Here is a 22415-nt window from a genome sequence, read left to right as displayed (position 1 = left end):
CCTCAGCGATCCTTCTGGTCGTACGGAAGCGAAGCCCGCACGGTCGTGCGGAGTCGGGACCCGCACGGGTGGTGCGGAAACAGGCGGTACGGGAAGCAGGGCCCCGTCGGTTTCAACGGGGCCCTGCCGTGGGTCACTTGGTGTTGATGACCTTGTCGATCGCCGCGTCGGCCTGCTTGGCCGCCGCCTCCACCGACTTCTTGCCCGTGCCGATGTTCTGCAGCATGGTCTGCAGGACCTGTGCCTTCTCGACCTGGCCCCAGCCGGGCGCCATCGGGACGAACCAGTTGGACTCGGCCGCGGTGGCCGGGACCGCGGTCGCCGGGTCGTTCTTCAGGGTGGCGAGGTCGGTCTTGTTGTTGGGCAGGTTGCCCTTGGCGATCAGGCCCTTCTGGCCGGCTGGGCCGGTGAAGGCGTTGATCCACTCGGCGGCGACCGCCTGGGCCTTGGACTTGACCGGGACGGCGAGGTCCGAGCCGCCCAGGAAGACGGGCATGTTCTTGCCGGACGGGCCGGGCATCACGAAGTTCTCGACATGGCCGGCGAGCTTGCCGGTCTTGTCGTTCTCCTTCGTCGCGGCGGTCGCGCCCTCCCACGCGGGGGCGAAGATCATGCCGGACTTGCCCTGGCCGTAGACGATGTAACGGTCGGACTCGTCCTTGGTCTTGTCACCGTGCATGTATTTGTCGATGACGTTCTTGAACTCGGTGAGGCCCTTGATGGACGCGGGCGAGGAGAGGCTGCCCTTCCACTGGCCGCCCGACTCGGTGGCGATGGAGCCGCCGGCGTCGTAGACGAAGGACATGGCCGCGTACCAGTCGCGGGTGGGCTGGTACCAGGCGGAGAACTTGTCGCCCTCCTTGTTCTGGACCTTGTCGAGGGCGGCGGTGAGTTCGGCGTACGTCTTCGGCGTGGACTTGACGCCCGCCGAGGCGAAGAGGTCCTTGCGCCAGTTGGCGACGCGGCCACCGGCGTAGTACGGCACGCCGTAGGTCTTGCCGCCGTAGGTCACCGAGGCCTTGAGGCCGTCCAGCCAGGCGTCCGAGTTGGTGAACTGGGAGGCGTCGAGGGGGGCGAAGGCGCCCTTGACCATGTAGCCCAGCATCTCGGTGTTGCCCATCTCGACCACGTCGGGGGCCTTGTCGGTCGCGAGGACCGCGTCGAGCTTGGTGTTCTTGTCGGGCCAGCCGTAGTACTCGTGCTTGATCTTGATGCCGGGGTGCTTCTTCGCCACCGCGGCGTCCGCGGCCTTCACCAGCCCGGGCCAGTTGTTCTGGGCGTCGACGGTGAGCCAGACGGTCAGCTCCTTGGCGTCCGCACCGCTGTTGTCCGAACTTCCGCTGTCGCCGCCGCCACACGCGGCGACCGAGACCATCATGCCCGCGACACCGATCGCGAATATCAGCTTGCGCTTCACGCCACCCTCCTCAGGGATGCCCCACACCTCCCGCCCATGGGCCGGGACCTGGACCAATGGTGTAGACCAGTAGGGGGAGCTTGGACCAGACCACGAAGCCTGTCAAGAGGGTTCGAAACGGCTCTGACCAGCTGTTATGCGAGCTACATATGCAGGAACCTTTAAGTAAGAAGCCAGCGAAAAGAGCCGGGCCGGAGTAGTCTCGTCCGCTAGACCACTCACCTTTGTGGACTAGACCAAAAGAGGCGGCGACGGTATACAGAAGGGATCACGATGTGACCCGCATCCGGAGCCGGGAAGGCAGACCATGAGCAGCGACGTCAGCAGTGCGGAGACCGAGGGCGGGGCAGGCGTCCGGACCGCGCGCGTGCCCAAGTACTACCGCCTGAAGAAGCACCTGCTCGACATGACGGAGACCCAGTCGCCCGGCACGCCGGTACCGCCCGAGCGCACCCTCGCCGCCGAGTTCGACACCTCCCGCACCACCGTGCGCCAGGCACTGCAGGAGCTGGTGGTCGAGGGGCGTCTGGAACGCATCCAGGGCAAGGGCACGTTCGTCGCCAAGCCGAAGGTCTCGCAGGCGCTGCAACTCACCTCCTACACGGAGGACATGCGCGCGCAGGGTCTCGAACCCACCTCGCAGCTGCTCGACATCGGCTACATCACCGCCGACGACCGCCTCGCCGAGCTCCTCGACATCACGGCCGGCGGCCGGGTGCTGCGCATCGAGCGGCTGCGCATGGCCAACGCCGAGCCGATGGCCATCGAGACGACGCACCTCTCCGCCAAGCGCTTCCCGGCCCTGCGCAGGTCGCTGGTCAAGTACACGTCCCTGTACACGGCGCTCGCCGAGGTCTACGACGTCCATCTCGCCGAGGCCGAGGAGACCATCGAGACCTCCCTGGCCACCCCGCGCGAGGCCGGTCTCCTCGGTACCGACGTGGGCCTGCCGATGCTGATGCTGTCCCGGCACTCGTTCGACAGGAAGGGCGAACCGGTGGAGTGGGTGCGGTCGGTGTACCGCGGGGACCGGTACAAGTTCGTGGCGCGACTGAAGCGACCGCTGGACTGACCACCCCTCTCCCCGGGTGTTTCACAGAATCGACATGCCGATACGCGGACGAGGTCTTTCGCTATCGCGACACCCTCGCCTAGATTGCCTGCGCATTGCACAAGTGATCAGTGAGGGGACGGGAGTCGCGGAATGTCAGATGCGCCTGAAGGGAGACCACCCACGGTGACACCCGTGCGCGTGGTCATCGCCCTGTGCCTCGTCGCCCCGTTCGCGGCGATGCTGTGGGTCGGCTCGTACGCCAAGGTGGACCCCACGTTCATCGGCATCCCGTTCTTCTACTGGTACCAGATGCTGTGGGTGCTGATCTCCACCGTGCTGACCATGACCGCGTACAAGCTGTGGCAGCGTGACCAGCGTGCCCGGCACGGGGGTGCCAAGTGAACGACGGCGTCAACGGCGTGGCACTCACCGTCTTCATCATCTTCTTCCTGGCCGTCACGGTCATGGGCTTCCTGGCCGCGCGCTGGCGCAAGGCCGAGAACGAGAGCCTCGACGAATGGGGCCTGGGCGGCCGGTCGTTCGGCACCTGGGTCACCTGGTTCCTGCTGGGCGGTGACCTCTACACCGCGTACACCTTCGTGGCCGTCCCGGCGGCGATCTACGCGGCGGGCGCGGCCGGTTTCTTCGCGGTGCCGTACACGATCCTGGTGTACCCGCTGATCTTCACCTTCCTGCCCCGCCTGTGGTCGGTCTCGCACAAGCACGGCTATGTGACGACCTCGGACTTCGTGCGCGGCCGCTGGGGCTCCAAGAGCCTGTCGCTGGCGGTGGCGGTCACCGGCATCCTGGCGACCATGCCGTACATCGCGCTCCAACTGGTCGGCATCCAGGCCGTGCTGGACGTGATGGGCGTCGGCGGCGGCGAGAACACCAACTGGTTCGTGAAGGACCTCCCGCTACTGATCGCCTTCGGCGTCCTCGCGGCCTACACGTACTCCTCCGGTCTGCGGGCGCCCGCGCTGATCGCCTTCGTGAAGGACACGCTGATCTACATCGTCATCGCGGTGGCGATCATCTACATCCCGATCAAGCTGGGCGGGTTCGACGACGTCTTCGCCTCCGCGAGCGCCAAGTACACCGCGGCCAAGGCGGGCGGGCTGGTGCCGGCCGAGGCGGGTCAGTGGACGTACGCCACGCTGGCGCTGGGCTCCGCGCTCGCGCTCTTCATGTACCCGCACTCGATCACCGCGACGCTCTCCTCCAGGAGCCGCGAGGTGATCCGCCGCAACACCACGATCCTGCCGCTGTACTCGCTGATGCTGGGCCTGCTCGCCCTGCTGGGCTTCATGGCGATCGCTGCCGGAGTCAAGGTCACCAACCCGCAGTTGGCGATCCCGCAGCTCTTCGAGAACATGTTCCCGGACTGGTTCGCGGGCGTGGCCTTCGCGGCGATCGGCATCGGGGCCCTGGTCCCGGCGGCCATCATGTCCATCGCGGCGGCGAACCTGTTCACCCGCAACATCTACAAGGACTTCATCAAGCCGGACGCGACACCGGCCCAGGAGATGAAGGTCTCCAAGCTGGTGTCCCTGCTGGTGAAGGTCGGCGCCCTGATCTTCGTCCTGACCATGGACAAGACGGTCGCGATCAACTTCCAGCTCCTGGGCGGCATCTGGATCCTGCAGACCTTCCCGGCCCTGGTCGGCGGCCTGTTCACCCGCTGGTTCCACCGCTGGGCCCTGCTTGCCGGCTGGGCGGTCGGCATGATCTACGGCACGGCCGCCGCATACGGCGTCGCCTCCCCGACGCAGAAGCACTTCGGCGGTTCGGCGAAGGAGATCCCGGGCATCGGCGAGATCGGCTACATCGGTCTGACGGCCTTCGTTCTGAACGTCGTCGTCACGGTGGTCCTCACCTTCGTCCTGAGGGCGGTGAAGGCCCCCGACGGCATCGACGAGACCAGCCCGGAGGACTACACGGCGGACGCCGGCGACCCGGGAGTGCAGACGGAACTCCCGCCCGCGACAGCGGGAACCTCGCACTGACGCCGTAGGAGACCGGACGCAACGAAGCGGGCTGCTGTGGGGAACACCCCACGGCAGCCCGCTTCGTCGTGCGCGCTCCTTCACTCTCCTCACCTACGAGTTGACGCTCCGAAGCCGCCGCGACACAACATCTGGGGGTGTCACCGGAACACGGCACAAGATGTATGCTCATGCTCGCTGTCGCCGCAGGGGAATCCGGTGCGAATCCGGAACTGTCCCGCAACGGTGTACTCATGGGTGCTTAGGCGCATATGAGAGTCAGTCCGAGGACCTGTCGACAGTACGCCCGGCCACCGTGGCCCGGGTGTCATGACGTCCGGGCCTCGTGGAATGGGCCGGTGGACGCGACGCCGTGCGCGCTCGTGTGCTGCCCCCTGCCCTCCGCAAGGCCCCCGTGCCCAGCGAGGGAGAGCCCCACGTGACCATCGCGCCAGCCGGCCCGGTTTCAGCGACCGCCTTTGTCGACGAGGACGGTCCCGGAACCGCGTTGCTGCGGACCCTGACCGCGCTGACCGCCGACCTTCCCGACGCCGACCCCGGCCGGGTCGCCGCCGCCGCACTGCGCGGCCGGTCCGCGCGGGCCGACGAGTCGGAGTTGCGCGAGCTGGCCACCGAGACGGCGGCCGGCCTCATCTCCGAGGACCCGGCGTACAGCAGGCTGGCCGCCCGGCTGCTGACTGTCAGCATCGCCGCGGAGGCCGCCTCGCAGGGCGTCACCTCGTTCACCGGATCGGTCGCCGTCGGACACCGCGAGGGCCTGATCGCCGACCGGACCGCCGAGTTCGTGCGGGTCCACGCCGAGCGCCTCGACGCCCTGGTCGACACCGAAGGCGACGACCGCTTCGGCTACTTCGGCCTGCGCACCCTCCACAGCCGCTACCTCCTGAGGCACCCCATCACCCGCCGGGTGATCGAGACGCCCCAGCACTTCATGCTCCGGGTGGCGTCCGGTCTCGCCGAGGACGACAGCCGTCGCGCACTGGACGAGGTCGCCGCGCTCTACGCGCTCATGAGCCGCCTCGACTATCTCCCCTCCTCCCCCACCCTCTTCAACTCCGGTACCCGGCACCCCCAGATGTCGTCCTGCTACCTCCTCGACTCACCCGTCGACGAGCTGGACTCCATCTACGACCGCTACCACCAGGTCGCCCGTCTCTCGAAGCACGCCGGTGGCATCGGTCTTTCGTACTCCCGCATCCGCAGCCGCGGTTCACTGATCCGTGGCACCAACGGGCACTCCAACGGCATCGTCCCGTTCCTGAAGACCCTCGACGCCTCGGTCGCCGCCGTGAACCAGGGCGGCCGGCGCAAGGGCGCGGCCGCGGTCTACCTGGAGACCTGGCACTCCGACATCGAGGAGTTCCTGGAGCTGCGCGACAACACCGGTGAGGACGCCCGCCGTACGCACAACCTGAACCTCGCGCACTGGATCCCCGACGAGTTCATGCGCCGGGTCAACGCCGACGCCCCGTGGTCGCTGTTCTCCCCCGCCGACGTGCCCGAGCTGGTCGACCTGTGGGGCGAGGAGTTCGACGCGGCGTACCGGAAGGCCGAGGCGAACGGGCTCGCGCGCAAGACCATCCCCGCGCGTGACCTCTACGGCCGCATGATGCGCACCCTCGCGCAGACCGGCAACGGCTGGATGACCTTCAAGGACGCCGCCAACCGCACCGCCAACCAGACGGCCACCCCGGGCCATGTCGTCCACTCCTCCAACCTCTGCACGGAGATCCTGGAGGTCACGGACGACGGGGAGACGGCGGTCTGCAACCTGGGCTCCGTCAACCTCGGCGCGTTCGTCGACACGACGACCGGTGACATCGACTGGGAGCGGCTGGACGCCACGGTCCGCACCGCCGTCACCTTCCTGGACCGGGTCGTCGACATCAACTTCTACCCGACCGAGCAGGCCGGGCGGTCCAACGCCAGGTGGCGTCCCGTCGGCCTCGGCGCGATGGGTCTCCAGGACGTCTTCTTCAAGCTGAGGATCCCCTTCGGCTCGCCCGAGGCCAAGGCCCTGTCCACGCGCATCGCCGAGCGCATCATGCTCGCCGCCTACGAGGCCTCCGCGGACCTCGCCGAACGCAACGGCCCGCTGCCGGCCTGGGAGAAGACCCGTACCGCCCAGGGCGTGCTGCACCCCGACCACTACGACGTGGAGCTGAACTGGCCCGAGCGCTGGTCGGCGTTGCGGGAACGTATCGCCCAGGTCGGTATGCGCAACTCGCTCCTCCTCGCCATCGCGCCCACCGCCACCATCGCCTCGATCGCCGGCGTGTACGAGTGCATCGAGCCGCAGGTCTCCAACCTGTTCAAGCGCGAGACGCTGTCCGGCGAGTTCCTCCAGGTCAACTCGTATCTGGTGCAGGAGCTCAAGGACCTCGGCGTGTGGGACGCCCGCACCCGTGAGGCGCTGCGCGACTCCAGCGGTTCGGTCCAGGACTTCGCGTGGATCCCCGAGGACGTACGGGCGTTGTACCGCACGGCGTGGGAGATCCCGCAGCGCGGACTGATCGACATGGCGGCGGCGCGGACCCCGTTCCTCGACCAGTCGCAGTCGCTGAACCTGTTCCTGGAGACGCCGACCATCGGCAAGCTCTCCTCGATGTACGCGTACGCCTGGAAGTCGGGCCTGAAGACGACGTACTACCTGCGCTCGCGCCCGGCGACCCGTATCGCCCGCGCCGCTCAGGCGACGGTCCCCGTACAGCAGGAGACGGACGCCGTCGCCTGCTCCCTGGAAAACCCCGAGTCCTGCGAGGCCTGCCAGTAATGACCACCGCACCTGAGAAGACTGAGAAGAACCTTCTCGACCCGGGCTTCGAGCTGACCCTCCGCCCCATGCGCTACCCGGACTTCTACGAGCGCTACCGGGACGCCATCAAGAACACCTGGACCGTGGAGGAGGTCGACCTCCACTCGGACGTCGCCGACCTCGCGAAGCTGTCCGAGGGCGAGCAGCACATGATCGGCCGGCTGGTCGCGTTCTTCGCGACGGGCGACTCGATCGTGGCGAACAACCTGGTGCTGACCCTCTACAAGCACATCAACTCCCCCGAGGCGCGGCTGTACCTGAGCCGCCAGCTCTTCGAGGAGGCCGTCCACGTCCAGTTCTATCTGACGCTCCTGGACACCTACCTCCCCGATCCGCAGGACAGGGCGGCGGCCTTCGACGCCGTCGAGAACATCCCCTCGATCCGCGAGAAGGCCGGGTTCTGCTTCAAGTGGATCAACGAGGTGGAGAAGCTCGACCGCCTGGAGACCAAGGCCGACCGGCGCCGCTTCCTCCTCAACCTGATCTGCTTCGCCGCGTGCATCGAGGGCCTCTTCTTCTACGGCGCCTTCGCCTACGTCTACTGGTTCCGCAGCCGGGGTCTGCTGCACGGCCTCGCGACCGGCACCAACTGGGTGTTCCGCGACGAGACGATGCACATGAGCTTCGCGTTCGAGGTCGTCGACACCGTGCGCAAGGAGGAGCCGGAGCTCTTCGACGAGGATCTCCAGCAGGAGGTCGTCGCCATGCTGGCGGAGGCCGTCGAGGCGGAGCTCCAGTTCGCGCGTGACCTGTGCGGCGAGGGTCTGCCGGGCATGAACACCGAGTCGATGCGGCAGTACCTGGAGTGTGTCGCCGACCAGCGCCTGACCCGCCTCGGTTTCGCCCCGGTGTACGGCTCGGAGAACCCCTTCTCCTTCATGGAGCTCCAGGGCGTCCAGGAGCTGACCAACTTCTTCGAACGGCGTCCGTCCGCCTACCAGGTGGCAGTGGAGGGCACGGTGGATCTCGACGAGGACTTCTGAGGCGGCGGCAGCCCCGTCTTTCTGATGTGGTGGGCCATGGACCGGCCATCGGCCGTCCATGGACCTCCTATGGGGCGGCAAAGTTCTCCTGAGGCATCTGTTCCGCTCTCGTCCGGCCCGGTTACGTTCTGCCCGTCCTGTCATGTCCACACACGGCATGCACAGGACGGTAGAAGTGTCATGCCCATGACGGCATCGCGCGCCGCCGCCGCTACGCGCGTCAAAGGCCTGCCACCAACGTCGAGCACCCCACTCCCACGACGGAGGCAGTACCCCATGCGTCAGACACGCACCGGCAAGCCCGGACGTAACCTGCGAAGACTCCTGACCGCCGCCATACCCGCCCTGGCCCTCGGCCTGGCGGGACTCGTCGCGGTGCCCGCGCAGGCAGCGCCCGCCGCCGCGCACACCACCCGCGTCACCCAGAACTCCAAGGCGCTCACCTCCCCCGGCCGGCAGACGTTCCACTCGACCGGCAAGGCCGGCCAGAAGGTGCCGACCACGCACCTGTGTGCCACCGCGGCCCCCGGTCACGCGTCCTGCTTCGCCCAGCGCCGGACCGACATCAAGCAACGGCTGGCGTCCGCGGTCGCCGCCGCCACTCCCTCCGGGCTCAGCCCGGCCAACCTGCACAGCGCCTACAACCTGCCTTCGACGGGCGGCACGGGCCTGACCGTCGCCGTGGTCGACGCGTACAACGACCCCAACGCGGCCGCCGACCTGGCGACCTACCGCTCGACCTACGGCCTGTCGGCGTGCACGGTCGCCAACGGCTGCTTCAAGCAGGTCAGCCAGACCGGTTCCACCACCTCGCTGCCGACCAACGACACCGGCTGGGCCGGCGAGGAAGCGCTCGACATCGACATGGTCAGCGCCGTCTGCCCGAACTGCAACATCATCCTCGTCGAGGCCAGCTCCGCCAACGACTCCGACCTCGGCATCGCCGAGAACGAGGCCGTGACGCTCGGCGCCAAGTTCGTCTCCAACAGCTGGGGCGGGTCCGAGGCCTCCTCCCAGACCAGCGAGGACACCTCGTACTTCAAGCACCCCGGTGTCGCCATCACCGTCTCCTCCGGTGACTCCGCCTACGGTGCCGAGTACCCGGCAACCTCCCAGTACGTGACCGCCGTCGGCGGCACCGCCCTCTCCACGTCCTCCAACTCCCGCGGCTGGACCGAGAGCGTCTGGAAGACCAGCTCCACCGAGGGCACCGGCTCCGGCTGCTCCGCCTACGACCCCAAGCCGAGCTGGCAGACGGACACGGGCTGCACCAAGCGCATGGAGGCCGACGTCTCCGCCGTCGCCGACCCCGCCACCGGCGTGGCCGTGTACGACACCTACGGCGGTTCCGGCTGGGCCGTCTACGGCGGTACCAGCGCCTCGTCGCCGATCATCGCGGGTGTGTACGCGCTGGCGGGCACCCCGGGCTCCAGCGACTACCCGGCGAAGTACCCCTACAGCCACACGAGCAACCTGTACGACGTCACCAGCGGCAACAACGGCTCCTGCACCACCTCGTACTTCTGCACCGCGACCACCGGCTACGACGGTCCGACCGGCTGGGGCACCCCCAACGGCACCACCGCCTTCACCACCGGCACCACGACGGGCAACACGGTGACCGTCACCAACCCGGGCAGCCAGTCCACGACGACCGGCGGCACGGCCAGCCTGCAGATCAGCGCGAGCGACAGCGCGGGCGCGACCCTCACCTACAGCGCGAGCGGCCTGCCGACCGGGCTGTCCATCAGCAGCTCCACCGGCAAGATCTCCGGCACGGCGTCCACCGCGGGCACCTACCAGGTCACCGTCACCGCGAGCGACTCGACCGGCGCCTCCGGCGCGGCCTCCTTCACCTGGACGGTCGGTTCCACCAGCAGCACCTGCACCTCGTCCCAGCTGCTCGGCAACCCCGGCTTCGAGTCGGGCAGCACCACCTGGACCACCTCCAGCGGCGTCATCACCAACTCCAGCAGTGAGGCGGCGCACGCCGGTTCGTACTACGCCTGGCTGGACGGGTACGGCTCCGCGCACACCGACACCCTGTCCCAGTCGGTGACCGTGCCGAGCGGCTGCAAGGCCACCTTCACCTTCTACCTGCACATCGACACCGCCGAGACCGGCAGCACTGCCTACGACAAGCTGACGGTCACCGCCGGTTCGACCACCCTGGCCACCTACTCCAACGTCAACGCGGCTTCCGGCTACGTCCAGAAGTCCTTCGACCTGTCCTCGTACGCCGGCTCCACCGTCGCCCTGAAGTTCAGCGGTGTCGAGGACTCCTCGCTCCAGACCAGCTTCGTCCTCGACGACACCGCCGTGACGACCAGCTGACGCTCCCCCTCATGACCCCGGGCCCCGGTCGCGGCCTTCGCGACCGGGGCCCGGCCTGGATCCAGGTGTACGGGTCATACGTCCAAGGGGAAGAGGAGGCACTCATGCGCCGTACGAACCGTCACACGACCCTCGCGCTCGCCGCGCTGACCCTGCTGCTCGCGGGGTGCGGGACCGAGACCGGCAGCCAAGGGAGCGACACTGACACAGTGTCACCGTCGCCCCCTTCGGCGTCCACGTCACCCAGCTGTACACCCGTTTCGGAGCTCGACGCGGCCGACAGAGGCAGCACGGTCTGCCTCGCGGTGGGCGACACGGTGCGGGTCTCGCTGGACGGGACGAAGAGCCGCCCCTGGAAGCCGGTCACCGTCGAGGGCAGCGGTCTTGAGGCCACCAACAGCGGGATCGTCCTGCTGCCGGGTGACGCGAACGCCGCGTACAAGGCGGTGTCGGCGGGCACGGTGCGGCTCAGTTCCTCACGTCCGCTGTGCGCCACCGACACCGGCCGGGTCTCCTGCAAGGGCATTCAGGAGTGGTTGGTCACGGTGCTGGTGAAGTAGGGCTGCCGCGCGGGGCGCGGTGCCTTGGGGAGGTGCCTCTCGGTCTCCCGGTGGGCCCGTTCGGCCTCGCGGATCTGGCGGTCGACGCGGCGGTCGTGGACGATCCCGATCACCGACGGGAGGACCAGCAGGACGAGGATGGCGAAAACAGTCAGCATGGCGATCAGTCCTTCTGTCTGCGCTGAAGTCATGTCACTACTGTCGCGCTTATGACTCCTTACAAACAGTGGCAGGACTGCCGCACACCCTCGATTTACTGCCAACCCTGAGGCACACTGGCAGCATGCTGAAAAACGTGGTCGCCGTCGTCCTGGACGGTGTGAATCCCTTCGAGCTCGGCGTCGTCTGCGAGGTCTTCGGCACCGACCGCAGCGACGACGGACTGCCCGTGTACGACTTCGCGGTCGCCTCGGCCGAGGGCCCCAGGCTGGACTCTCGGTCGGGCTTCTCCCTGCACGTCGAGCACGGCCTGGAGCGGCTGGAGTCGGCCGACCTGATCGCCGTCCCGGCCGGTGCCTGCTACGAGACACGGGACTTCCCGCCCGAGCTGCTGGAGGCCTTGCGCAGCGGGGTCGACCGCGGGGCCCGGGTGCTCAGCGTGTGCTCCGGGGTCTTCGTGCTCGCCGCCGCCGGGCTGCTCGACGGCCGGCGCTCCGCCGTGCACTGGCGGCACGTGGACGAGCTGACCCGGGCGTACCCCCGGCTGAAGGTCGAGCCGGACGTCCTGTACGTCGACGAGGACCCGGTGATCACCTCCGCGGGCACGGCCGCCGGCATCGACGCGTGTCTGCACATCGTGCGCAAGGAGCAGGGGACCGAGGTCGCCAACAAGATCGCCCGGCGGATGGTCGTACCGCCGCACCGGGACGGCGGACAGGCCCAGTACATCGAGCGGCCGCTGCCCCGGTCGAAGTGCGACACGGTCGGCGAGGTGCTCGTGTGGATGGAGCAGCACCTCGACGAGGAGGTCACCGTCGAGCAGCTCGCCGAGCGCGCGCACATGTCCCCGCGCACCTTCGCCCGCCGTTTCCAGCAGGAGACGGGGACGACCCCCTACCGCTGGATCCTGCGCCAGCGGGTGCTGCTGGCCCAGCGGATGCTGGAGGCCACGGACGAGACGGTGGACGCGATCGCCGGCCGAACCGGGTTCGGCACGGCGGCCGCGCTGCGCCACCAGTTCCTGCGCGCGGTGGGCACCACCCCGAACTCCTACCGGCGCACCTTCCAGGGTCCGGAGGCGGCCGCCTGACCCGTCACCTGGACACCGGTGTCACCAGGAGCCTGTTCGGCCGCAGGGTGATGCCCATCCGGGGGGCGTCGTCGGACCCGGCCGCCTGCTCGAAGCGGTACTTCCGGGCCAGCGCCGCCGTGATCAGCGTCAGCTGGGCCATCGAGAAGTGGTCGCTCGGGCACTTCCGGTTGCCGGTGCTGAACGGACTCATGGCGTGTTTCGGAACCGTCCCGGACCGTTCCGGACTCCAGCGCAGCGGGTCGAACTCCGCGTTGTCGTCGAAGGACTCCGGATCCCGCTGGATCGCGTACGGGCTGTACACGATGTCGGACCCGGCCGGAATGTGATAGCCACCGAGTTCGGTGTCCCGTACGGCGCGCCGGGTCAATATCCATACCGCGGGCCACAAACGCATGGTCTCGACCACCACATAGTTGGTGTACGTGAGCGACCGGACGTCCTCGAATGCCACGGGACGTCCGCCGGTGACCGATTCGACTTCCGCGCACACCTTGTCGGCGTGTTCCGGGTGTTCGGCGAGCACCTGGAGCAGCCACATGATCGTGGACGCGACGGTTTCGCCGCCGGGCGTGAGTATCGCGACGACCTGGTCGTGGATCTCCTGTTCCCCGATGGGGTCGCCATTCTCGTCCTTCGCCGCCAGCAATGCCGTCAGCAAATCGTTCGGCTTTTGACCGGATGCCCGGCGCTCGGCGACGATCTCGTCGACCACCAGATGCAGATCGGCCAACGCCCGATTGAATGCGCGGTTGGCCGGCAGAGGCAGCTTGTACAGCGGCCCGGCGGGTATCACCATCCGCCGGTACATGCCCCGGAAGACGGTCGTGAGCGCGACGCACAGCCGCTCGGCGCGCTCGTCCATGTAGTCGCCGCGCAGCAGACAGCGGGCCGCGACGCGCACGGCGACGCGGAAGGACTCCAGGGTGCAGTCGACCGTCTCCCCGGGCCGCCAGCGCTCGGCCAGTTCCCGTGCCTCCTCCGCCATGATCGGCCCGTACGCCGGTATCGCGTCGAGCCGGAAAGCGGGCTGAATGGTGCGTCGCTGGCGTCGGTGCTGGGGGCCGTTCGCGGTGGCCACGCCCTGTTTGCCGACCAGGCCCTCCAGGGACTCCCAGAGCGGACCGGCGATGATGAAGTCGGGGTTGAGCGCCACCGCTCCGGTCAGTTCCGGGGTGGTGGGCGCGTACACCGTCTTGGGGCCGAGCTTGAGGCGTACCACGTCACCGTGGAGCCGGAGCCCGGACAGCAGGGTCAGCGGATCGCGCGCGAGCCTGAGACCGTGGCCGAGGAGGGGCACGCGACCGCCGGCCAGGGGCGGTTCGCCCCTGTGGCCCGGCTCCTGGGCCGCGGGAGTGTGGGTGTGCACCGACTCGAGAGTCATTTCTCACCTGCCGCTTCGTTGTCTACGTACGGGGGTGTGGACCGGTCGTCCCAGCTGTCGACCATGTAGCGGCCGGACTCGTGGTGGAACCAGTAGACGGTGCTGAACCAATGGCGCATATTGCGGACGCAGGCCCGTACGGCGGCGCTGAGTTCCTTTCCGCGTAGGGTGCCGTCGTCCAGGGATTCGGCGAACCGATGGGCTTCGCTTTCGGCGACGAGGAAGGCGTCCACGCATTTCTCGACGCGCCGCCTTATTTCCCGGATCGCCTCTTCGAGTGTCAGCCCCTCGTGTGTGATGAGGCTGATTCCGAGATTGTGGACCTCGTCGCCCGCGATTTCCTTGGGGAGTGAGCAGAGGTCGTTGTACCATGCCGCGAATTCCTGACTCAGCAGGGCCGCACACCGAAATGCCGGGTGATTCCTTACGGCGTCCGGGAGTTCACGTCCCGCGCTCGGCTCAAGAAGGTCGGTCCAGATCTGGTGGGCGAAGGTGAGGCGGCGCAGCGCCAGGTATTCCTCGACCGTGGGAACAACTCCCTTGGTGCGGTTGCGGAATTCCCTGTCGTAGGCCTCGATCACATCGTGGAAGTGCCGGGCGAAGCGTACGTTCCAGGTGCGCGGCAGGAACGAGTACAGCCGCGACACACTGTCCGCGAGCCCGGCCACCAGGGGATCCTCGTGACGTAAGGAGCTCTGCGGGGAGTCGACGGCCCGATGCAAACGGAACCTGAGCCGCCGCCAGGCGGCCGTGCGGCCGTGCACGATGTCACGGTCGTGGCGGTCGTCCCAGACGAAGAACCACGCACTGAAGTCCGCTATCGCCTGGAGGACGTCGTCGGGGGCGCCGAGGTAGTAGCCCGCCATGAGGTCCGTGTAGCACAGTCCGTCGGCATATTCCTCCACCTTGTCCGCCGGCATGAGCCGCTTTTCCAGAAGCCAGGCACGGGTGCCCTCCTGGAGCCGGGGCCAATACGGGTGCAGTTGCCTGGGAAACGCTGCCTCGATCACCGGGAGAGAGAGCGACGGTGGAACCGCGATCGCCGTCGGCGTCGATGTGGTGCTGTATGGGAAAGCAGACACGAACAAACCCCTTCCAGCCGCCAGTTGGCGCGCACCCCTCCCGCTGAACCGGGCGTGCGCCGTTGCGTATCCCCGCACTTCCCATTCAGCACCACAACTGACCGTTCTGGGAACGGATTTGCTTCATTCACTACCCCACAGTGCCTCGATACTCCCCTTGTGTGACCTGAATCGGATCACTATCCGATCACTACGTGAGCACATCCGATCGAACGTGCGACGCACATGCGAACGGCGCCTGTTCAGGGAGTGGTTCCCGAACAGGCGCCGTGCGTACGGGCGTTGTGGGACGTCAGTCGTTCGCGACCACGGGGTAGCGGGGCTCGTTCTCGGCCATCTGCCGCAGGGCGTCCTTGCGTTCACGCTTGGAGAGCCGGTCGATGTACAGGTAGCCGTACAGGTGGTCGGTCTCGTGCTGCAAACACCGCGCGAAGTAGCCGGTGCCGCGGACCTTGACCGGGTTGCCCTTCTCGTCCTGGCCGGTGACCTCGGCGTAGTCCGGGCGGGCGAGCGGCGCGTACGCGGTGGGCACCGACAGACAGCCCTCGTTCGCGTCGTCGAGCCTGCGACTGTCGGCGGGCAGGTCCACGAGCTTCGGGTTGCAGACGACACCCACGTGCCGGCGGCCCTCGTCGTCCTGGCAGTCGTAGATGAAGACCTTCAGGTCGACACCGATCTGGTTGGCGGCCAGGCCGACGCCCTCGGCGGTGCGCTGCGAGGCGAACATGTCCGCGACCAGCTGGTCCAGCTCCGCGCCGAACCCGGTGACGTCCCTGCACTCCTTGTGCAGAACCGGGTTGCCGACCACGGTGATGGGCCGCGAGGTGCCCCGCTCCCGCCAGGCGTTCTCGCGCTCCTCGGCGTCCTCGGTGTCGATGACGAACCCCTCGTCGTCGACGGGGAGCACGCCCACGTGCTGCTGATCGGTGTCCTGCTGCGCCATGACCGACGGATCGCCTTCCTGAACAAGAACAAGGGGGAGGTGCGCATACAGGGTAAGGGGAGGTTGCCTCTAGGGGCGCGGGGCTGTGTCGATCTGCGGCTCCGCCGCGTGGGCGCGACCAGCCACGACGGCGCCGCACCCGACCAACGACCTAACAGACCTCTTCCAGGTCCCGCCAGTCACGAGAATCCGGACTGTCCGCGACCCACCCGTCCAGCAACCCCCGAACCAGCGCGGCCGGCGCGGCCACCCCGCACTCCCGCTCCGGCACCCACAGCTGCCCGTCCGTGCGGTGCCCCAGCGGCCCGGGATGCCCCGGCTCACTGTGATCGTGCGGGTCGAGATGCTCCCCGTCGCCCTCGTCCGACGGCATCCGCGACTCGGAGCACATCCGGCACAGCAGCCGCACCGACGACGACCAGTCCTCCGCCGCGAACCCGGCATCCGAGGCCAGCTGCTCCAGCGCGTCCCGGTCCGCCTCGGTGGCCGCCTCCAGCAGCACGACCCAGGTCGGCACGGGCGAAGGCGCCCACAGCTCGATCTCGTCGAACACGGGAAACGCGTGGCCCGACGCGGTCGTGCGCTCCCCGTGCGGCACCCCGTCGTGCAGCACGACCTCACCCCAGCGCCGCCCCGAGGACGGCAGCGGGATGGACAGCACCTCCACGCGGGCGGGGTCCAGTCGGCGCCCCCACACCACCTCGGCCTCCCCCTCCGGAGACAGCCGTACGGCCGCGCTGCCCAGGTCCATGCCGAGCGGCTCCCCGGACGCGGTCGCCCCGCCCGGTACCCGCAGCCCGTACGCCTGCCAGGCGCGCCGGGCCAGCGGCCAGTCCTGGAGGGCGGTCGCCGCGATACCGACGTTCCACCAGTCGGGCGCCCCGGTCTCCCGGTCGAGCAGCGCGACGGCCCTGAGGCCCGCGGCCCGCGCCTGCTCCCAGTCGTGCCGGAACTTGTGGAGGAGGGCGAGGTTGAACCAGGACTCGGACAGCCACGGCTCCAGGTCCGCGGCACGTGTCAGCAGCGCGCCCGCGTCCTCGTACCGACCGTCGCCGATCAGCGTGAACGCGCGGTCGGTGGCCTGCCGCCAAGAGGCGGAGGGCCGGTTCCGTCCCTTGCCGAAGATCCTCACGATTCCCGCCTGCCGGTTCCGTCGAGTGGGCTGGCTGTGCCCCCGGACACCCTCTCTCTCGCATCCAACCACGTGTGCTTGGAAGGGCGCTCATTACCCATGGGTTACCCCGTCGCAGGGGAGGTCAGACAGTCTCTCGACAGCACCCTGGCCAGCGCCTCCACGACTTCCGGAGCGTAGTCCCCCGCGGTGCCCAGGCGCAGCTCCTCCAACGCGGTCAGCGGCCCGCCGGGTCCGGCGTCCCGCGTCTTCTCCTCGTACGCGTTCACCGCGCGCACGATCCGCGCGGCCAGTGGCTGCTCCCGACAGGGGTCGGCCTGCCGCTCCACGACCACGGCGACGGCCGCGTCGACGCCAGTCTGCCGTACGACGGCCCCGCCGAGCAGCGCGATACGGCGCTGTTCGGCGACGGGCAGCCCGGCGGTGGCGCCCGCGGGTACCGGGTCGACCAGGCTCAGCTGGCCGATGTCGTGCATGAGGGCGGCGTACTCCAGGACGGTGAGCTCGGGTCGGGACAGTCCCAGGTCGCGGCCGACCTCCCGGCTGAGCGCGGCGACCCTGCGCGCATGTCCGGCGGGCGTGTACCCGGCGATCTCGGTGGCCCGGGCGAGGGAGGCGATGGTCTGCCGGTTGGTGGCGCGGACGGCGGCGTACCGGCGGACGGAGAGCTGGGTGAGCAGCAGCGGCACGGAGAAGACGGGCAGTGCCCACAGTCCTACGACGGCCACCGCGAGCGCCATCACGGCCCCCGTGGCGACCACCGCGGATCCGATCCCCAGCAGCGCTCGCAGCTCGTCCCTCAGCAGCGGGCCGAAGGGCCAGCGGGTGCGGGAGTGCGCCAGGGCCGCCGCGAGGACGGCGTCGCACAGTGCGGTGAGCGCGAGCAGGGCCAGCAGCAGCACGGCGTACGCGGGGCCGCCCCACTGGGCGAACATCCCCTGGTTGTACAGGGGTTGGAAGCACACGGCGGCGAATCCCACGGTGAGGACGCGCCGGGCGAGCTGGTCGGTGGTGGGGCCCTGCCCGCGTGCGATGTGCGGCACGCTGCCGACGAGGGAGGCGGCGAGGACCACGGTGACGACCTGGGCGGCGCCGTGATGGGTGGGTGCGCCGGCGTTCTCGCCGAGCAGGGCGTACGACAGCGCCCCGGCGGCGCCGAGCGGCGCGGCCTCCCGGACGTGGGGCCCGCTGCGCCGGTTGAGCTCACCGACGGTGAGCAGCACACCGAAGGCGAGGGCGGTCCCGCGCTCCTCCAGGCCGGTCCACAGGGTGAACGCGAGCGAACCGAGAGCCAGGAGCGCTGCGGAGGCGTGGACGAGGGTGAGGAGGAACGGGGGCCGGGGAGCACGGCCGGGTGTGATCCGGTCCGGTGGCGAGGCCGGTCGCGGGGCCGCGCTCCGCGCCGCTTCCTCGAACAGCTCGCGCCCGCTCACCGGCGGGCTCCCGGCCGCCCCACGACGCTCGGCCGGGGACGCGGCAGCCCGGTCTCGTCCGCCGTGACCGCCGGATGCCAGCCGTGCCGGGCCAGCGCGCCGACGAGGGCCGTCACCATGCGCGGGTCGAACTGGCTGCCCGCGCACCTCTCCAGCTCCTCCAACGCGGCGCCCACCGGCCGGGCCCGCCGGTAGGAGCGGGTGGACGTCATGGCGTCGAAGGCGTCGGCGACCGCCACCACCCGCGCCGACTCCGGGATGTGAGGACCCGTCAGCCCGTACGGGTACCCGCTCCCGTCCAGCCGCTCGTGGTGGTGCAGTACGGCCGCTCTGGCCTCCCCGAGGAAGGAGATGCCCCGCACCATCTCGTGCCCGTACTCGGGATGCAGCTCGATGATCCGTCGCTCCTCAGGCGTCAGCGGCCCGTCCTTGCGGAGCAGCCGCGTCGGCACCCCGAGCTTGCCCACGTCGTGCAGGATCCCCGCGAACCGCAGCACCTCGATGCGGGCGTCGTCCATACCGAGCTCCCGCGCGATCATCATCGACGCCTGCCCGACCCGTTCGCTGTGCCCGCGCGTGTACTCGTCCTTGATGTCGACGGCCTGCACGAGCGCGCGGATGGTCGCCTGGTGGGCGGCCCTCTCCCGGTGGTACTGCGCGAACACCCACCACGACACGCCCATCGGCAGCAGCACCAGCAACGCGGCCACGGGACCGTAGGGACTGCGCCACAGCACGGCCATCATCAGCCCTGCCAGCCCGTGGACGGCGACGGGGGCGAGGGAGCGGAGAAACAGGCCGCGCCAGGCCTGCCGTACCGGGGTCCTCTCGGCGAGCGCCAGGATGCCCCCGTCCAGCAGGCTCAGCACCAGGCAGAACGCGAGGACCGCGACCCCGGCCGGGACCAGCGCGTACGGGAAGTCGGAGGCCACGACCGCGTCCCGGCCGCCCATCGCCCAGTGCACCCGGGCGGCCGCCCACACGCCCACGGCGAGCTGCGCGGCCCGCCAGATCCGGCGCAGCCCTCGCGGCCGCTGTTCCACCGGGGACAGCAGGGCCCCCGGCAGCGGCACGAGGGCGGCGGCGGGGGGCGGCAGCAGAAAGGCGCCGGCCAGCAGGACGGGGTAGAAGGTGCCGGCGAACCGGCTCCGGGCGGCGGCCTGCTCACCTCCGGCGTACAGCACGGCGAGCAGTACGACCGCCCACCAGGGAGCGCGTACGGACGGCAACGGCAGCAGACAGGTCAGCGCGACCACGGCGACACAGGCGATGTACGCGCGCGCCCGTGCCGGTACCGCCTCCACGCCAACGCCTCCCCCGGCCGCGCCTGTTCCGGCTCCGGAGCCTAGAACGCGGGACGGACCGGGTGAGCCGCTACGGGGGAATCTGCGAGCATATCGCCTCAGGATTAGCCCGATCGAGTGACCGCCGAGCGAACGTTCCCGTGCGCTTCTGTGCGCTCAGTTCGGGATGTCCGCGGCGAGTGCCTTGCTGAGTTCCTCCACGGCGGCCGGCGACTCGCGCTGGAACGCGGCGATGTCCAGGCCCTCGTCGCCCATGACGGTGAGCAGCGCACGGTCGCCCACGGCCGTCACGACGACATGCCCCGACCCGCCCCGCACGATCACCTCGCGCAGTGGTCCGGCGCCGCCGAGGTCCGCGATACGGCGGCCTACTCCGAGGGTCGCGGCGGCGAGCGCGGCGACGGACTCGGGGTGCGCGGAGTCGACGTCCGCGACGACGAGCAGTCCGTCCGCGGTGGACAGCACGCTCTCGCTGACGCCCAGCACCCGGTCGCGCAACGACGCGAGGATGTCGATGAGGGCGGTGTCCGGCTCGGGTGACGGGGTTTCGGTCATGGACACGTGCTCCTTGGTCCGGACGCCGCCGGGGGTTCGGCCGGGATTCTGCTCTCGGGGAGAGCCTGCAGCAGCTGATGGACGCGCTGCAGCGTTTCGATCGAGGGTTGCTCGGCGGCCAGTTCCTCGGGCGAGGGCACCGGACCCGCGAACGGAGGTGCAGCGGCCGGAACGGCACCGCGCACGGGGAGGGGCGGGCGTGCGGTCGGTGACTGAGCAGACTCGGCGGGCGTGACGGAGCCGGTGGAACCGGTGCTGCCGCCCCCGGCGCTCACGGTGCCGGAGGCCTTCGGCGACTTGGCAGCTCTGGCGCCCTTCCGAGGACGCGGGGGCCTGGAGGGGTTCGGGGCGTCGGAGGGGTCGGGGGGCTTGGGAGACTCCGACGGCGCGCCGGCGTCTGACGGCTCCGAGCGCTTCGCGCGCCCAGGGAGCTTCGGGGGGTCTTTCGGGGGGTCTGAGGACTCCGGGGGCTTCGTGCCCTGTGAGGGCCCCGAAGACTTCGTGGCCCGTGGGGACTTCGAGGACTTCGTGGGTACCGTCCGCGGCGACTCCGACGGCTCCGTGGCCTGTGGAGACTCCGCCGACCTCACGGGAACCGCCGGATTCGACGCCCGCGAAGACCCCGACGACTTCCTGGCCCGCGGAGACCCCGACGACTCCGTGGGAACCGCCGGCTTCGACGGTCTCGCCGGGCCGGTCCGGCCCGCCGGTCCTGGCGGGCTCGCGGGTTCTTGGGTGCTCCCGGATCCTGAGGTACTCCCGGAGCCCGAGGTCCTCCCGGGTTCTTCGGCTTGTGGGCTCACTCGCCGCCCTTCTCTCCGCGCTCGCCGTGGTTCCGGGCGGGAGATGTGCCGCCGGGTCTGCGTCTGGGCAGGGGGCCGCCGCCGGGGACGGGCCCGGTGAGGCCCTCGGGGGCCACGCGGGGCGCGGTGCTCGGGCGGTTGCCGGGAGCGGCCCTGGCCTCCCACCGGATCAGCTCCAACGCCTCCAGGCGGTGCAGGTCCAGCATCACCGCGAACAGCCCACGTCCGAGGGCGAAGGCGAGATCCCGGGGAGTGCGGCGGCCGTTGACACCGTCCAGGAGTTCCCGGTGCCGGCGTGACAACCACGCACCCGGGCTGCCGTCCCCAAAGCCCATGGCACCGGAGCCGGGATCCCCCGCCGCCTCCGGACGCAGCCGGGCCAACTCCCCCGGTGTGACCCCCGTCCGCGCCAGCAGCCCCGTACGTCGGGTGACCTCCTCGGTCAGGGCCCGGGGCTCCGCACCGGGCGCCGCCACCAGCGCCGGTTCGCGGTCGCCGGTCTCCCAGCCGCCCGCCGGGCCGAGGGCCATCGCGAAGGCACCGTCGAAGACCGCGGCCGTGCAGATGATCTCGAGTTCGGCCGCGCCGACCAGCCCGGCGGCGACCAGGTGCGCGCCGACCCGGTCCGCGTCGGGTTCCGTCGCGCACGCGGCGAGCCATGCCTCGTCGTCGACGCGGCCTGTGGTGAGGAGGGCCGAGGCGGCTGTGGGCGCACCGGGGGTCTCGATCGCGCCGACCAGGCCGCCGCGGAGGTGAATCGTTCCGCCGGGGGATCCGGAGACCCGGACCGTGCCGGTGAACTCCTCTTCCCGCAGCGCCTGGAGGAGTGCGGGGACGTTACGGACCGGCGGCGCGTTCACGCCAGTACCTCGGTGATGCGGTCGCCCAGACTGCGCAGGGCGAGCGCCACGTTGGCCCGGTCGCGGTCCAGGCCGGCCGCGAGGAGCAGGGGGTCACCGGCCGGCCGTACGACGGTGAACAGCATCTGATGGCGGCGGCGGCTGGTCAGGACCACGCTCTCCAACTCGCCCTCGGCGCCGGCCTCGCCGAGCCGCTGGGCGATGAGATGGGCGAGTTCGCTGCTCTCCGCGCCGGCTCCGGCCTCGGTGACGTCCCCCGCGGCGCCGTAGACAAGACCGGTCACCGCGTCGACCAGGGCGACACCCGTGACCCCGGGGGCGTCGAGCAACCGGTCCAGGGAGGTCTGGAGCGCGGTCGCGTTTTCCCCCATTGGCCCTCCACGGTCCGACACCACGCACTACTTTGAACGACAAGTTTCGTCACACACGCCAAAACTGACGCTAAGTGACCCACAAGTCGCTTGGCTTCGATCGTAGTTGGCCGAGCATCGACCGGTCAGC

General features: G+C 69.7%; 19 protein-coding genes and 1 riboswitch. Of the genes, 8 read left to right on the top strand and 11 right to left on the bottom strand.

The window, feature by feature from the left end:
- Positions 1-133 precede the first annotated feature (133 nt).
- Positions 134-1417, bottom strand: coding sequence for an extracellular solute-binding protein (locus tag OHT57_RS33245; protein ID WP_328750415.1), 1284 nt, complete (start codon positions 1415-1417; stop codon positions 134-136).
- A 307-nt stretch (positions 1418-1724) separates the two neighbouring features.
- Here OHT57_RS33245 and OHT57_RS33240 point away from each other — a divergent pair, with 307 nt between their 5' ends.
- The 7 genes from OHT57_RS33240 (at position 1725) to OHT57_RS33210 (ending at position 11169) form a co-directional block, all read left to right on the top strand.
- Positions 1725-2489, top strand: a complete 765-nt coding sequence (locus OHT57_RS33240) for a GntR family transcriptional regulator (protein WP_328750414.1) — start codon at positions 1725-1727, stop codon at positions 2487-2489.
- Between the two features lie 132 nt (positions 2490-2621).
- Positions 2622-2873 (top strand): DUF3311 domain-containing protein, encoded by a 252-nt coding sequence (locus OHT57_RS33235; RefSeq protein ID WP_328750413.1) that lies wholly within the window; start codon positions 2622-2624, stop codon positions 2871-2873.
- Entirely contained in the window at positions 2870-4477 is a 1608-nt protein-coding gene (gene mctP / locus OHT57_RS33230) for a monocarboxylate uptake permease MctP (RefSeq protein WP_328750412.1), read from the top strand. Before OHT57_RS33235 ends, mctP begins: the two co-directional genes overlap by 4 nt.
- 164 nt (positions 4478-4641) lie before the next feature.
- Positions 4642-4770: riboswitch (cobalamin riboswitch) on the top strand.
- A gap of 125 nt (positions 4771-4895) precedes the next feature.
- A complete protein-coding gene (locus OHT57_RS33225) occupies positions 4896-7250 on the top strand; it encodes a ribonucleoside-diphosphate reductase subunit alpha (protein WP_328750411.1) in 2355 nt (784 codons plus the stop codon).
- Positions 7250-8275, top strand: a complete 1026-nt coding sequence (locus OHT57_RS33220; RefSeq protein WP_328750410.1) for a ribonucleotide-diphosphate reductase subunit beta — start codon at positions 7250-7252, stop codon at positions 8273-8275. The genes OHT57_RS33225 and OHT57_RS33220 overlap by 1 nt, the downstream gene beginning before the upstream one ends.
- Positions 8276-8551: 276 nt before the next feature.
- Positions 8552-10609 carry a putative Ig domain-containing protein gene (locus OHT57_RS33215; protein ID WP_328750409.1) on the top strand — a complete coding sequence of 686 codons (2058 nt, stop codon included), beginning with the start codon at positions 8552-8554 and terminating at the stop codon, positions 10607-10609.
- Between the two features lie 104 nt (positions 10610-10713).
- Entirely contained in the window at positions 10714-11169 is a 456-nt protein-coding gene (locus OHT57_RS33210) for a hypothetical protein (protein ID WP_328750408.1), read from the top strand.
- On the opposite strand, the gene OHT57_RS33205 is transcribed toward OHT57_RS33210, so the two are convergent.
- Complete coding sequence (locus OHT57_RS33205) at positions 11136-11360, bottom strand: hypothetical protein (RefSeq protein WP_328750407.1); 225 nt, start codon at positions 11358-11360, stop codon at positions 11136-11138. The genes OHT57_RS33210 and OHT57_RS33205 overlap by 34 nt on opposite strands.
- A 92-nt stretch (positions 11361-11452) precedes the next feature.
- On the opposite strand from OHT57_RS33205, the gene OHT57_RS33200 reads away from it, so the two are divergent.
- Positions 11453-12418, top strand: a complete 966-nt coding sequence (locus tag OHT57_RS33200; RefSeq protein ID WP_328750406.1) for a helix-turn-helix domain-containing protein — start codon at positions 11453-11455, stop codon at positions 12416-12418.
- A 4-nt stretch (positions 12419-12422) separates the two neighbouring features.
- Here the strand turns inward: OHT57_RS33200 and OHT57_RS33195 are convergent, their stop codons facing one another.
- From OHT57_RS33195 to OHT57_RS33155, 9 genes are all read right to left on the bottom strand, one after another.
- On the bottom strand, positions 12423-13802 hold the full coding sequence (locus tag OHT57_RS33195; RefSeq protein WP_328750405.1) for a bifunctional albaflavenone monooxygenase/terpene synthase: 1380 nt from the start codon (positions 13800-13802) through the stop codon (positions 12423-12425).
- Positions 13799-14884, bottom strand: a complete 1086-nt coding sequence (gene cyc1, locus OHT57_RS33190; protein ID WP_328750404.1) for an epi-isozizaene synthase — start codon at positions 14882-14884, stop codon at positions 13799-13801. Before cyc1 ends, OHT57_RS33195 begins: the two co-directional genes overlap by 4 nt.
- 292 nt (positions 14885-15176) lie before the next feature.
- Positions 15177-15827: a peptide deformylase gene (gene def, locus OHT57_RS33185; RefSeq protein ID WP_328750403.1), complete on the bottom strand. Its 651-nt coding sequence runs from the start codon at positions 15825-15827 to the stop codon at positions 15177-15179.
- Between the two features lie 151 nt (positions 15828-15978).
- Entirely contained in the window at positions 15979-16959 is a 981-nt protein-coding gene (locus OHT57_RS33180; protein WP_328750402.1) for a tetratricopeptide repeat protein, read from the bottom strand.
- Positions 16960-17063: 104 nt separating this feature from the next.
- Positions 17064-18320 carry an HD-GYP domain-containing protein gene (locus OHT57_RS33175; protein WP_328753399.1) on the bottom strand — a complete coding sequence of 419 codons (1257 nt, stop codon included), beginning with the start codon at positions 18318-18320 and terminating at the stop codon, positions 17064-17066.
- A gap of 68 nt (positions 18321-18388) precedes the next feature.
- Positions 18389-19696 carry an HD-GYP domain-containing protein gene (locus OHT57_RS33170; protein WP_328750401.1) on the bottom strand — a complete coding sequence of 436 codons (1308 nt, stop codon included), beginning with the start codon at positions 19694-19696 and terminating at the stop codon, positions 18389-18391.
- A gap of 156 nt (positions 19697-19852) precedes the next feature.
- Positions 19853-20251, bottom strand: a complete 399-nt coding sequence (locus OHT57_RS33165; protein WP_328750400.1) for a roadblock/LC7 domain-containing protein — start codon at positions 20249-20251, stop codon at positions 19853-19855.
- Positions 20252-21050: 799 nt separating this feature from the next.
- Complete coding sequence (locus OHT57_RS33160) at positions 21051-21914, bottom strand: hypothetical protein (protein WP_328750399.1); 864 nt, start codon at positions 21912-21914, stop codon at positions 21051-21053.
- Complete coding sequence (locus tag OHT57_RS33155) at positions 21911-22285, bottom strand: hypothetical protein (protein WP_328750398.1); 375 nt, start codon at positions 22283-22285, stop codon at positions 21911-21913. Before OHT57_RS33155 ends, OHT57_RS33160 begins: the two co-directional genes overlap by 4 nt.
- Between the last annotated feature and the right edge of the window lie 130 nt (positions 22286-22415).

Origin of the sequence: Streptomyces sp. NBC_00285 (genome assembly GCF_036174265.1) — a bacterium.
Taxonomy (GTDB): domain Bacteria; phylum Actinomycetota; class Actinomycetes; order Streptomycetales; family Streptomycetaceae; genus Streptomyces.
This window is presented reverse-complemented; position numbering and strand designations above follow the sequence as displayed.

Excerpts from the sequence above, each read along its gene's own strand:
- OHT57_RS33240 (WP_328750414.1), top strand. The coding sequence starts at position 1,725 with ATGAGCAGCGACGTCAGCAGTGCGGAGACCGAGGGCGGGGCAGGCGTC.
- OHT57_RS33235 (WP_328750413.1), top strand. The coding sequence starts at position 2,622 with ATGTCAGATGCGCCTGAAGGGAGACCACCCACGGTGACACCCGTGCGC.
- OHT57_RS33220 (WP_328750410.1), top strand. The coding sequence starts at position 7,250 with ATGACCACCGCACCTGAGAAGACTGAGAAGAACCTTCTCGACCCGGGC.
- OHT57_RS33215 (WP_328750409.1), top strand. The coding sequence starts at position 8,552 with ATGCGTCAGACACGCACCGGCAAGCCCGGACGTAACCTGCGAAGACTC.
- OHT57_RS33210 (WP_328750408.1), top strand. The coding sequence starts at position 10,714 with ATGCGCCGTACGAACCGTCACACGACCCTCGCGCTCGCCGCGCTGACC.
- OHT57_RS33205 (WP_328750407.1), bottom strand. The coding sequence starts at position 11,360 with ATGACTTCAGCGCAGACAGAAGGACTGATCGCCATGCTGACTGTTTTC.
- OHT57_RS33200 (WP_328750406.1), top strand. The coding sequence starts at position 11,453 with ATGCTGAAAAACGTGGTCGCCGTCGTCCTGGACGGTGTGAATCCCTTC.
- OHT57_RS33195 (WP_328750405.1), bottom strand. The coding sequence starts at position 13,802 with ATGACTCTCGAGTCGGTGCACACCCACACTCCCGCGGCCCAGGAGCCG.
- def (WP_328750403.1), bottom strand. The coding sequence starts at position 15,827 with ATGGCGCAGCAGGACACCGATCAGCAGCACGTGGGCGTGCTCCCCGTC.
- OHT57_RS33165 (WP_328750400.1), bottom strand. The coding sequence starts at position 20,251 with ATGACCGAAACCCCGTCACCCGAGCCGGACACCGCCCTCATCGACATC.
- OHT57_RS33155 (WP_328750398.1), bottom strand. The coding sequence starts at position 22,285 with ATGGGGGAAAACGCGACCGCGCTCCAGACCTCCCTGGACCGGTTGCTC.